This is a genomic window from Paracidovorax avenae ATCC 19860, assembly GCF_000176855.2.
Lineage (GTDB): Bacteria > Pseudomonadota > Gammaproteobacteria > Burkholderiales > Burkholderiaceae_C > Paracidovorax > Paracidovorax avenae.
The window spans coordinates 2,612,720-2,624,660 of the sequence record NC_015138.1 but is presented as its reverse complement, the minus strand read 5'-3'; the positions used below and the strand labels follow the sequence as shown (position 1 = coordinate 2,624,660).

General features: G+C 70.4%; 11 protein-coding genes. All 11 read right to left on the bottom strand.

Translation table 11 applies throughout. The features are described 5' to 3' along the window. Positions 1–68: 68 nt before the first annotated feature. Positions 69–980, bottom strand: a complete 912-nt coding sequence (locus ACAV_RS11560; protein WP_013594758.1) for an EamA family transporter — start codon at positions 978–980, stop codon at positions 69–71. Positions 981–983: 3 nt separating this feature from the next. Further along, entirely contained in the window at positions 984–1,808 is an 825-nt protein-coding gene (hutG, locus tag ACAV_RS11555) for an N-formylglutamate deformylase (RefSeq protein ID WP_013594757.1), read from the bottom strand. 24 nt (positions 1,809–1,832) lie between these two features. Beyond that, positions 1,833–3,254 carry a formimidoylglutamate deiminase gene (locus ACAV_RS11550; protein WP_013594756.1) on the bottom strand — a complete coding sequence of 474 codons (1,422 nt, stop codon included), beginning with the start codon at positions 3,252–3,254 and terminating at the stop codon, positions 1,833–1,835. Further along, complete coding sequence (hutI, locus tag ACAV_RS11545; protein WP_013594755.1) at positions 3,251–4,501, bottom strand: imidazolonepropionase; 1,251 nt, start codon at positions 4,499–4,501, stop codon at positions 3,251–3,253. The genes ACAV_RS11550 and hutI overlap by 4 nt, the downstream gene beginning before the upstream one ends. Positions 4,502–4,537: 36 nt before the next feature. Next, positions 4,538–5,146, bottom strand: a complete 609-nt coding sequence (locus ACAV_RS11540; protein WP_013594754.1) for a HutD/Ves family protein — start codon at positions 5,144–5,146, stop codon at positions 4,538–4,540. Between the two features lie 4 nt (positions 5,147–5,150). Further along, positions 5,151–6,005 carry a phytanoyl-CoA dioxygenase family protein gene (locus ACAV_RS11535; protein WP_013594753.1) on the bottom strand — a complete coding sequence of 285 codons (855 nt, stop codon included), beginning with the start codon at positions 6,003–6,005 and terminating at the stop codon, positions 5,151–5,153. Beyond that, the gene (gene hutU, locus ACAV_RS11530) at positions 6,005–7,729 is read right to left on the bottom strand and encodes a urocanate hydratase (protein ID WP_013594752.1); all 1,725 of its coding nucleotides are present in this window, start codon (positions 7,727–7,729) and stop codon (positions 6,005–6,007) included. Before hutU ends, ACAV_RS11535 begins: the two co-directional genes overlap by 1 nt. 48 nt (positions 7,730–7,777) lie before the next feature. Further along, a complete protein-coding gene (hutH, locus tag ACAV_RS11525; protein ID WP_013594751.1) occupies positions 7,778–9,316 on the bottom strand; it encodes a histidine ammonia-lyase in 1,539 nt (512 codons plus the stop codon). Between the two features lie 117 nt (positions 9,317–9,433). Next, entirely contained in the window at positions 9,434–10,216 is a 783-nt protein-coding gene (gene hutC / locus ACAV_RS11520; RefSeq protein ID WP_013594750.1) for a histidine utilization transcriptional repressor HutC, read from the bottom strand. Between the two features lie 43 nt (positions 10,217–10,259). Further along, entirely contained in the window at positions 10,260–11,039 is a 780-nt protein-coding gene (locus tag ACAV_RS11515) for an ABC transporter ATP-binding protein (RefSeq protein ID WP_013594749.1), read from the bottom strand. Further along, the gene (locus tag ACAV_RS11510) at positions 11,039–11,908 is read right to left on the bottom strand and encodes an ABC transporter permease (RefSeq protein ID WP_013594748.1); all 870 of its coding nucleotides are present in this window, start codon (positions 11,906–11,908) and stop codon (positions 11,039–11,041) included. The genes ACAV_RS11515 and ACAV_RS11510 overlap by 1 nt, the downstream gene beginning before the upstream one ends. Between the last annotated feature and the right edge of the window lie 33 nt (positions 11,909–11,941).

The following is an 11,941-nucleotide window of genomic DNA, read 5'->3' as shown; positions in this document are numbered from 1 at the left end:
GCATGCGAAGGGCGGCCGGTGGGCCGCCCTTTTTCGTGGTGAGCGCTCTCCGGAAGGGAGCGGATTGGTCAGCCGCGCGGGGCAGCGCCCGCATCCGCAGGTAGCACGGGCTGCGGTCGCGGGGACCTTCGCGGAGCGGAGAAAGCGCATCCCATGGAGGCGGCGACGATCATGCCGATGGCCAGCCACTGGGCCGGGCTCAGGTACTCGCCGAGCAGTATCAGTGCCAGCAGCGCGGCGACGGCGGGCTCCATGCTGATCATGATGCCGAAGGCCTGCTGGGGCAGCCGCTTGAGCGCCACCATTTCCAGCATGATCGGCACGGCGCTGGACAGTGCGGCCACGCCGATGCCGGTGAGCAGCACACCCGGCGTCAGCAGGCCGGCCCCGGCATGCCCGATGCCCACGGGCACCACGACCAGCGATGCCGCGGCCAGGCCGAGGGATACGGAATGCCCGGTGTGCAGGTGCCCCAGGCGCTTGCCGAACAGGATGTAGCCCGCCCAGAACACGGCGGCCGCCAGCGCGAAAAGCACACCGCGGAGATCCAGCGTTCCGGCACTCGGCTCCCAGGGCAGCAGCAGGCCCAGCCCCGCGACCGCCAGGACCACCCAGAGGAAATCCAGCGGACGGCGGGACGACAGCAGCGCCACCGACAGCGGGCCGGAGAACTCGATCGCCACGGCCACGCCGAAGGGAATGGTCTGCAACGACAGGTAGAAGCAGAGGTTCATCGCGCCCAGGGCGGCACCGTAGGCGGCGATGCGTACCGCATCCGCCCGTGCGAGCGGCCGCCGCCAGGGACGCCACAAAAGCAGCAGCAACAGTGCCGAGAAGCCCACCCGCAGGGCCGTGGTGCCCTGGGCCCCGACCAGAGGGAACAGGGAGTGCTTGGCCCAGGACGTGCCGATCCCGAGGAAGGTCACGGATCCGAGGATGGCGAGGGCCGGTATCAGCGGTGAATCATGCGACGTGGACATCGCTCAGGCCGCCGCGCGCTCCGCGGCGAAGTCCAGGCAGGCCTGCAGCATGCGGCGCAGGTGGGGCTGCACGCCCATGGCGGTGTCTGGCAGGTAGTCGAACGGCAGCGCCTCCTGCATGTAGCTGGCCTGCGTCATCTCGAGCTGCACGGCATGCACGTTGCGGCCCGGGTCGCCGTAATGCCGGGTGATGTAGCCGCCCTTGAAGCGGCCGTTGAGCACGGCGCTGTAGCCGGGCGCGGCCATGCCGATGGCGAGTAGTTCGCGCGCGAGCGCCGGATCGCAGCTGGCGCCATCGGCCGTGCCGAGGTTGAGGTCGGGCAGGCGGCCATCGAAGAAGCGCGGCAGCACGGAGCGGATGGAGTGCGCGTCCCAGAGCACCGCCACGCCGTGCTGCGCGCGGATGCGGTCGATCTCGGCGCGCAGCTGCGCGTGGTAGGGATCCCAATAGCGGCGGCGGCGCTCCTCGATCTCCGCGGCGGCAGGCACCTGGGCCGGGTCGGCATAGAGCGGCGTGTCGTCGAAGGTGTCCACGGGGCACAGCCCGGTCACGCTCTGGCCGGGATACAGGCTGCTGCCGTCGGGCGGGCGGTTCAGGTCCACCACGTAGCGCGAATGCGTGGCCACGAGCACGGAGGCGCCCAGGCCGCGCGCGAAAGCATAGAGACGCTCCAGGTGCCAGTCGGTGTCCGGCACCTGCCGGGCCTCATCCGTGAGCCGGCCGGCAATCTCCGGCGGCACGTGGGTGCCGGCATGCGGCATGGACAGCAGCAGCGGCGCGGTGCCGGCGTGGAAATGGAAGAGCGGCGTGGCCGGTGCGTCGTTCATGGGCGTTCTCGTGAAAAGGCGGATTCAGTTTTGCAGCAGGCCGGAGCGTACCGCGGCGAAGGCGGCGGCGCTCTCTCCGTGCAGGGCGTGGCGGCCAGAGGCGACACGCTGCACGCCGGCCGTCCAGACGGCATCGAGGGCCGAAGTGCGGTGGCTGGCGAAGACATGGGCGGCGAGCTGGCTTTCGGGCGGCAGGCCGCGCAGCGCGATGTGCTCCGGGTCCAGCACGACGAAGTCGGCCCAGGCGCCCCGTACCAGGCCCGCCTGCGCGCCGGGCGACGGCAGGTGACCGGCGGCCTGCGCGCCGCCCTGCACGGCCTGCAGCAGCATGGCGGTGGCGACCTGCGGTTGCGCATCGGTGCCCAGCACGTTGCGGCGGCGCAGGGCCAGCCGCTGGCCGTATTCGAGCAACATCAGCTCTTCGGCCGCGTTCACGCAGGCATGGCTGTCGGAGCCCAGGCCCCAGGTCCCGCCAGCCGCCCGCCAGCGCGGCAGGTCGAAGAGCCCGTCGCCCAGGTTGGCCTCGGTCGTCGGGCACAGGCCTGCCACCGCGCCGGAGCGGGCCGCGCGCGCGGCCTCCGTGTCGCTCAGGTGCGTGGCGTGCACGAGGCACCAGCGCGCATCCACGGGCAGGTGGTCGAGCAGCCACTCCACGGGCCGCTGGCCGCTCCAGGCGATGCAGTCATCAACCTCCTGCGTCTGCTCGGCGATGTGGATGTGCACCGGTGCGCCGGGGGCGATGGCGTCCAGGCCCTGCAGTGCCGCGTTCAGGCTATCGGGCGGCACTGCGCGCAGGGAGTGCGGCGCGAGGCCCAGCACGCCGCCCTGCGCGCGCACCGCGGGCGCGAGGCGTTCGAGCAGCGCGAGCATGGCGTCGGTGCGGTGCAGGAAGCGCCGCTGGCCCTCGCGCGGCGGCTGGCCACCGAAGCCGCTGGCCTGGTAGAGTACCGGCAGCAGCGTGATGCCGATGCCGGCGCGTTCCGCCGCACGCAGCAGCGCGAGCGACATCTCGGCATCGTCGGCGTAGGGGCGACCGCCCTCGGCGTGGTGCAGGTAGTGGAACTCGCACACCGCCGTGTAGCCCGCCTCCAGCATCTCCACATAGAGCCAGGTGGCGATCGCCTCCAGCGCCGCGGGCGACATGCGCGCGGCGAACCGGTACATCAGGTCGCGCCAGCTCCAGAACGAGTCGTCGCTGGCCGCGCGGAACTCGGTCAGGCCGGCGAAGGCGCGCTGGAAGGCATGGGAATGCAGGTTGGGCAGGCCCGGCAGCAGCGGTCCGCGTGCGCGGGCCACGGCAGGCGGCGGTGCACTGTCCGGCTGCACGTGGGTGATGCGCCCGTCTTCGTTCCAGCGCATCAGCACGTCTTTTGCCCAGCCGCCGGGCAGCAGGGCCTGTGCGGCGAATATCGCGCCACCGGAGGAGGAGGAAGTCTGGCCGGTCATCGCTGCACCACCCTGCCCTGCCGCACGATCGCCCGCGGCGGCTGGTGTCCGAACCAGTAGGCCAGCTCGGCGGCCTCCATGAACGGCCAGAGCACGAAATTGGCGGGCCGGCCGGTGGCGATGAGCCCGTGCGAGTCCTGCAGGCCCAGTGCGCGCGCGGCGTGGGTGGTGATGCCGGCCAGGGCCTCGGGCACCGTGAGCCGGAACAGCGTGCAGGCCATGTTGGCCATCAGCCGCAAGCTCAGCGCGGGCGAGGTGCCGGGGTTGTGGTCGGTCGAGACGGCCATGGGCACGCCCGCGTCGCGCAGCGCCTGGATGGGCGGAAGATGCGTGTCGCGCAACGTGTAATAGGCGCCGGGCAGCAGCACGGCCACCGTGCCGGCCGCCTTCATCGCGGCAATGCCTTCGGCGGACAGGTGCTCGATGTGGTCGCACGACAGGGCGCCATAGCGCGCTGCGAGCCGGGCGCCGCCCATGTCGGAGAGCTGCTCGGCATGCAGCTTGACGGGCAGGCCCAGCGCCTGCGCGGCCTGGAAGACCTGCTCGGTCTCGGCCAGGCTGAAGGCGATGCGCTCGCAGAACACGTCCACCGCGTCCACCAGGCCTTCTTCGGCCAGCGCGGGAAGCATTTCCCGGCAGACGAGATCGATGTAGTCCTGGCTGCGGCCGGCGTATTCCGGCGGCAGTGCATGCGCACCGAGAAAGGTGGAGCGCACGGTGACGCCGCAGGCCTCACCCAGCCGCCGCGCGGCGCGCAACTGCTTGCGCTCGTGCTCCAGCGCCAGGCCGTAGCCGGACTTGATCTCGATGGCGCACACACCCTCGTCCAGCAGGGCCTGCAGCCGCGGCAAGGCCTGGGCGAACAGCTCGTCTTCCGTGGCCGCACGCGTGGCCTTCACCGACGAGACGATCCCGCCACCGGCCCGGGCGACCTCTTCGTAGCTGGCCCCCGCCAGCCGCATGGCGAATTCGTTGGCGCGGTGGCCGCCATAAACAAGGTGGGTGTGGCAATCCACGAGGCCGGGCGTGGCCAGGGCGCCGCCACCCGCATGGCGGGGCAGCCCGGCGAAGGCCGGCGGCACGGCGGCCGTCGGCCCGACCCAGCGCACGGTGCCGCCCTGCACCACCACGCAGGCAAGGGCACCGCCGGGCACGGCCACGTCGGGGATGAAAAGCCCTTCCGAAAGCCGCAGGTCGGTCCAGCAGCCATCGGCGCCGGGCAATGAAGAAAAAGGTGTCGGCTGCATGAAATTCCCTCCGGAGCGCGCAGCGCTCCCGTTCCATCAAGTGTCCTGCAAGGCCGGCGCGGAGGCCGCTCTGGCGTCTGGTGCCAGGCCGATCCAGGCCAGCACGGCCCCGTCGGCATCCTCGGGAGCGAGCGACAGGGGCGCCCGCACACGTTCACCCCACCACAGGCCATGGCCGGGCCGATAGCCTTCGCCTACCTCGTCGCGCCATGTACCGGCGAGCACGAGGCAGACGCCCGCGGGCGTGGAGCCCGGCCGCACGTCGCCCGACACCACCTCGATGGCGCCTTGCCAGGCTCCGCGGCGCAGCATGAGGTTGAAGTCCGTGGAGCGGCCGCCGAGGGGCGTGCAGTCGAGGGGCGCGCCTCCGTCGAACGACCAGGGCTGCCAGGGCTCGTCGAGCCGGTGGTCGATGCCCTGCGCCCTCAGGTGCACACCCTCGCCGTCGAGCAACATGATCTGCCGCTGTATGCCCGGATAGGCCGAGAACGGGCCGGCACGGTCGATGGTGGCCGCACTCACGCGCCAGCCGAAAGCTTCCATGCCCGCGCCCGGCGGCCAGCAGACGATCTCGCGCGTGGCACCGCCGCCATTCTTCCAGGGGGTGGGCGCGATGGCGGCCAGGTCGAAACGCTGCAGCGCCATGGCGTCAGGCGCCCTCGCCCGCCAGCAGCGGGAACAGCGGATGCGCCATGGGCGCGCCCGCGGGCAGCGCTTCCGCCAAGCCCGGAAACTCGGGCGAGGTGGTCCAGGCGCGCGGCGCATGGCGCACGTCGTCGCCCAGGAAACGCACCGAGAACACGCGCCGCCGGCCCGGCCCCTCGAAGCCGCCGGCCGCGTGCAGCGTAAGCATGTGGAAGCACACCACGTCGCCGGGCTCGATGTCCCAGCCCAGGATGTCGAAAGCCGCGCGATCGGCCTCCACGTCGGGCAGGTCCTGCAGGCTGCCCTCGGGAAACCACTTCGCCTGGTGGTCCATGAAGCTGCGCGGCATGAGCCAGGGGCCACGGTGCGAGCCGGCCACGAACTCCAGCGTGCTGGCGCGCGGCACCGGGTCCACCGGGATCCAGCAGCTGATGTTCTGTGCGCCGTCGATGTTGTAGTAGGGCTGGTCCTGGTGCCAGGGCGTGCGCTGGCGCGTGCCCGGCTCCTTGACCAGCACGTGGTCGTGGTAGAGGCGCACGCCGCGCGACTGCATGAGCCGCTGTGCGGCCAGGGCCGCGGGCGATTCGGCGATGAAGCGGCCGAACGCGGGAATGCCCTGCCAGTTGCAGAAGTCCTCGAAGAAGCGGCCGGGGTCGTCAGGGCGGCTGGCGACCTTGGCGCGCGGGCTGGGCGCGGCCAGGTTGGCATCGATGCCTTCGCGCAGCAGCGCCACCTCGCCCGGCGTGAGCAACTGGCGGATGCATACTGCTCCATCGCGCGCGAAGTCGGCCACGAGTGCGTCGGTCACGCGTTCGGAGACGCGCCGGGCGATCGCGGGAGTGGCAGCGGCGCGCAGCATCACTTCACCATCGGCAGGTGCAGCTGGTGCTTCTTCGCCGTAGCGATGGCGATGTCATAGCCCGCGTCCGCATGGCGCATCACGCCGCTGGCCGGATCGTTCCACAGCACGCGGCCCAGGCGCGCGGCGGCTTCCTCCGTGCCGTCGGCCACGATCACCACGCCCGCATGCTGCGAGTAGCCCATGCCCACGCCGCCGCCGTGGTGCAGGCTCACCCAGGTGGCGCCGCCTGCGGTGTTGAGCAGCGCATTGAGCAGCGGCCAGTCGCTCACTGCGTCGGTACCGTCCTTCATGGCCTCGGTCTCGCGGTTGGGGCTGGCGACGGAGCCGGTGTCCAGGTGGTCGCGGCCGATGACGATGGGCGCCTTCAGCTCGCCGCTCTTGACCATCTCGTTGAAGGCCAGCGCCGCCTTGTGGCGCTCGCCCAGGCCCAGCCAGCAGATGCGCGCGGGCAGGCCCTGGAAGGCGATGCGCTCGCGGGCCATGTCCAGCCAGCGGTGGGTGTGCCGGTTCTCGGGGAACAGCTCCTTGATCTTGGCGTCGGTCTTGTAGATGTCCTCCGGATCGCCCGAAAGCGCCACCCAGCGGAACGGACCCTTGCCCTCGCAGAACAGCGGGCGGATGTACGCAGGCACGAAGCCGGGGAAATCGAAGGCGTTCTTCACGCCCTGGTCGAAGGCCACCTGGCGGATGTTGTTGCCGTAGTCCACCGTGGGAATGCCCATGGCCTGGAAATCGAGCATGGCCTGCACGTGGACGGCGCAGCCCCGGGCCGCGGCGTCCCTCAGGCGGGCATGCTGCGCCGGATCGGCGGCGGCGGCACGCCACTCGGCGACCGTCCAGCCCACGGGCAGGTAGCCGTTGACGAGGTCGTGCGCAGAGGTCTGGTCCGTCACGATGTCGGGCTTGGGGCCGCCGGCCCGGGCACGCCGGACCAGCTCGGGCAGCACTTCGGCGGCATTGCCCAGCAGGGCGATGGAAACCGCTTCCTTGCGCGCCGTGTGGTGCGCGATCAGTGCGAGCGCATCGTCGATGTCCTTCGCCTGCTTGTCCACATAGCGCGTGCGCAGGCGGAAGTCGATGCTGCTCTGCTGGCACTCGACGGCCAGCACGCAGGCCCCCGCCAATACGCCCGCCAGGGGCTGCGCGCCACCCATGCCGCCCAGGCCCGCCGTCAGGATCCACCTGCCCGAGAGGTCGTTGCCGTAGTGCTGGCGGCCTGCCTCGACGAAGGTCTCGAACGTGCCCTGCACGATGCCCTGGGCACCGATGTAGATCCAGCTGCCGGCCGTCATCTGGCCGTACATGAAAAGGCCCTTGCGGTCCAGTTCGTTGAAGTGTTCCCAGTTGCCCCACTTCGGCACCAGGTTGGAGTTGGCCAGCAGCACGCGCGGCGCGTTCTCGTGCGTCTTGAACACGCCCACGGGCTTGCCGGACTGGATCAGCAGCGATTCATCCGCTTCCAGGGTCTTGAGCGATGCCAGGATCTGGTCGAAGCATTCCCAGTTGCGGGCCGCGCGGCCGATGCCGCCATAGACCACCAGCGACTGCGGGTTCTCGGCCACATCCGGGTCCAGGTTGTTCTGGAGCATGCGCCAGGCGGCCTCGGCCAGCCAGTTTTTGCAGTGCAGCTGGCTGCCGCGCGGGGCGCGGATGACGCGCGTGGGGTCGTGGCGGGGGTCGGCTGCGGTGGCGGCGGACAGGATGGCGTCGTTGGCGTTCATGGCATCGCTCCTTGGGCGTTCGTCAGTTCGTGTGCGGGCGGATGGGAATTACTGGAAGCTGGGCAGGCAGGCCGCGAGCGGCGCGGGCCAGGCCGATCCACTGGCCCAGCAGCGCATGGCCTCGATGTCGGGCGCGAGGTAGCGGTCCTGCTCCAGGAAGGCCACGCGCCCGCGGATGGCGGCGAACTGCGCCTCCATCAGCGGGGATGATTTCAGGCTGCGGTCGAACTCCATGCCCTGCGCGGCGGCCATGGCCTCGATGCCGACGATCACCGCCGTGTTGCGCGCCATGTCCAGCAGTCGGCGTGCGGCGTAGGTGGCCATGGAGACGTGGTCTTCCTGGTTGGCCGAGGTGGGCAGGCTGGTCACGCTGCTGGGGTGGGCCAGGCACTGATTCTCGGTGGCCAGGGCGGCGGCCGTCACCTGGGCGATCATGAAGCCGGAGTTGACGCCGCTGTCCCGGATCAGGAACGCTGGCAGGCCCGACAGGCCCGTGTCCAGCAGCAGCGCGAGCCGGCGCTCGGAGATGGCGCCGATCTCCGACAGCGCCAGCGCGATGATGTCGGCCGCGAAGGCGACCGGCTCGGCGTGGAAGTTGCCGCCGGAGATGACCTCCCCCGTATCGGTAAAGACGAGCGGGTTGTCCGACGCCGCATTGGCCTCGATCTGCAGCACGCGGGCGGCATGGGAGAGGTTGTCCAGGCAGGCGCCCATGACCTGGGGCACGCAGCGGATGGAATACGGGTCCTGCACGCGGCCGCAGTTCGGGTGCGAAGGGTCGATGGCGCTACCCTCCAGCAGCGCGCGCACGGCCGCAGCCACGGCGATCTGCCCGGCCTGACCGCGTGCTTCGTGGATGCGCGCATCGAAGGGCTTGACCGAGCCCTTGATGGCCTCGAGCGTCAGGCAGCCCGATACCAGGCCGGCGGCGAACACGCTCTCGGCCGCGAACAGCCCCGCCAGCGCCAGCGCGGTGGAAACCTGAGTGCCGTTGAGCAATGCGAGGCCTTCCTTGGGGCCGAGCACGAACGGCTCCAGCCCGATGGCGGCCATGGCCTCGCGGCCGGAAATCACCTTGCCGCCGACTTTGGCAGCGCCCTCCCCGATCAGCACGCAGGCCAGGTGCGCCAGCGGCGCCAGGTCGCCCGACGCGCCCACCGAGCCCTTGGCGGGGATGACGGGCAGCACGTCGGCATTGGCCAGCGCCAACAGGGCATCGACCAGCGCCGGACGCACGCCCGAATGGCCGCGCGCCAGGCTCACGGCCTTGGTGGCAAGCACCATGCGCACGACATCGTCCGGCAGCGGATCGCCGGTACCGACACTGTGCGAGAGCACCAGATTGCGCTGCAGTTCGGCCAGCCGGTCGTGCGCGATCTTCGTGCTGGCGAGCTTGCCGAACCCGGTGTTGATGCCATAGACCACCTGGTCTTCGTCGACGATGCGGTCCACCGTCGCCTGGGCGGCCTGCATGCCGGCCAGCGCAGAGGCATCCAGTGCGAGCCGCTGGCCGCCGGCGGCTATGGCGCGCAATCCGGCCAGGGTGACCCGGCCAGGGTGCAGTACGAGGGTGGGCATGGTGCTCATGGCTCTTCCTGTATATACAAGTCAGTCTGCAAAATAGGCCGCTGGTTCTTTCCACGGCAACGGGTGCATTGAACCATGGAATCACCAGCTTGTATATACAGGATGATCTCCATGGAGTCACCCGACGAGCGGATGGCCGTCGGCCCGGATGCGGCTGCCGAGCCGGTAGCGCGAGCCCGGGTGCAGGCAGCGCACCAGGGTGACCGGCATGCCCCGCGTCCAGGTCCGGCGCGTGAGCAGCAGGCACGGGTCGCCTCCGGCCATGTCCAGCAGTCGCGCCTGCTCGGGCGTGGGCAGCACGGCATCCACGACGTGCTCCATCTGGTCGAACGGCACATTGCGCACGAGGTATTCGGACGGCTGCAGCCGCGTGAAGTCCTGCGCACCGAACTGCGGCACCGCGCGCGGGTTCACGTAGCGGTCTTCCAGCTGCACCGGCACGCCGTCCTCGCGGTGCACGCAGACCGCATGGAAGACCGACTCGCCGGTGCGCAGGTCCAGCGCCGCGGCGATATCCAGCGGCGCGGAGACGCGCTCCACCGCCAGCACGTCGCAGCGGTAATCGTGGCCGCGCTGGCGGATCTCGCTGGCGAGGTTGGCGATCTGCAGCAGCGTGGACTGCGGCTTGTCCTCCGCCACGAAGCTGCCCACGCCGGCCACGCGCACGATGCGGCCCTGCTCTGCCAGTTCGCGCAGCGCGCGGTTCACGGTCATGCGCGACATGCCGAACTGCTGCACCAGCTCGCTCTCCGACGGCAGCCGGTCGCCCGCGCGCCACGATCCGTCCTGGATCCTGCGCACGATGTGGTCCTTGATCTGCTGGTAGAGGGCGAGCGCCGGTTCGGCAGCAGCCGGCGGACCGGCGGGCCGGGAGGAGCGCTTGGGGGCGGACGTCGTCATGCGCGGGACTCTATCAGCGCACTGCGCGGTGGCAGGCCACGCATCAATGCGCCTCGGCCGCCATGGATTCGGCCCGGATTTCCTCGGTCAGCCGCGCCTTGAGTTCCATGAATTCCGGCGAGGTCTTGAGCGTGTAATGGCGCGGATGCGGCAGATCGACCGCGATCTCCGTCTTGATGCGCCCCGGCCGCGCGCTGAACACGGCCACGCGGCTGGCCATGAAGATGGCCTCGTCGATGTCGTGGGTGACGAACATCACGGTCTTGCGCTCGGCCTCCCAGATGCCCAGCAGCAGTTCCTGCATCAGCACGCGGGTCTGGTTGTCGAGCGCTCCGAAGGGTTCGTCCATGAGCAGGATCTTGGGGTCGTTGGCCAGCGCCCTGGCGATGGCGGTGCGCTGCTGCATGCCGCCGGAGAGCTGCTTGGGATAGTGCTGCTCGAAGCCGCGCAGACCCACCTTGGCGATGAAATACGCCGCCCGTTCCTTCTGCTGCACTTCCGGCACGCCCCGCTCGCGCAGGCCGAAACGGATGTTCTGCTCGATGGTGAGCCACGGGAACAGCGTGTAGCTCTGGAACACCATGCCCCGGTCGGCGCCCGGCCCCTCGACCGGCCGACCGTCCAGCAGCACCCTGCCGCTGGTGGGCTGGTCCAGCCCCGCCACGATGCGCAGCATGGTCGACTTGCCGCAGCCCGATGGCCCCAGGATGGTGACGAAGTCGTTGTCGGCCACGTGGAAGTCCACCGGCAGCAGCGCCTGCGTGGCCGGGCCCTTGGCCGAGGTGAAGGTGCGCGAGACACCCTGGATGGACAGTTCGCTCATCAGAGGGTGCTCCAGGCGAAGAGGCGGCGGTTGAGCGCCTTGAAGAGGAAGTCCGACACCAGGCCGATGACACCGATCACGATGATGCCGAAAATGATCTGCCCGGTGTTGAGCAGCGCCTGGCTGTCGGTGATCATGTGGCCGATGCCGGACGACGAGCCGATCAGCTCGGCCACGATCACGTAGGTCCAGGCCCAGCCCAGCACCAGCCGCAGCGTCTCGGCGATGTGGGGCGCGGCGCCGGGGATCAGCACGCGGCGCACGATGCCGGTGGGCGTGGCCCCCAGCGTGTAGGCGGCCTCGACCAGGTCCTTGCGGGCGCTGCCCACGGTGACGGCGACCATCAGGATGATCTGGAACACCGAGCCGATGAAGATCACCAGCAGCTTCTGCAACTCGCCCAGGCCCGCCCAGAGGATGAGCAGCGGAATGAACGCCGATGCGGGCAGGTAGCGGCAGAAAGACACGAAAGGCTCCAGGAACGCCTCCACGCCCTTGTGCGCACCCATGGCAATGCCCAGCGGCACGGCCACCAGCGCGGCCAGCGCAAAGCCGCCCAGCACGCGCCATACGGTCATGCCGATGTCGTGCAGGAAACCGAACTGCGTGAACAGCAGCCAGCCCTCCTGCACCATGGTGACCGGGCTCGCCAGGAAGGTGGGCGACACGTAGCCGCCCAGCGTGGCCACCGACCACGCGGCCACGAAGAGCACGAAGAAGGCAGCGCCCAGCAGCCAGCGCGTGCGCGGGGCCACCGGCTCCAGCGGGCGCAGGCGGCGGCGCGGCACGGCAGGCACGGCCGCGGGTGCCGGTGCGCCCGGCGCGCCGGGTTGGGAATCAGCGGGCATGGCGCCCATCACTCGGCTCATCGCAAGGCTCTCCTGACGGAAACGTGGGCAGTG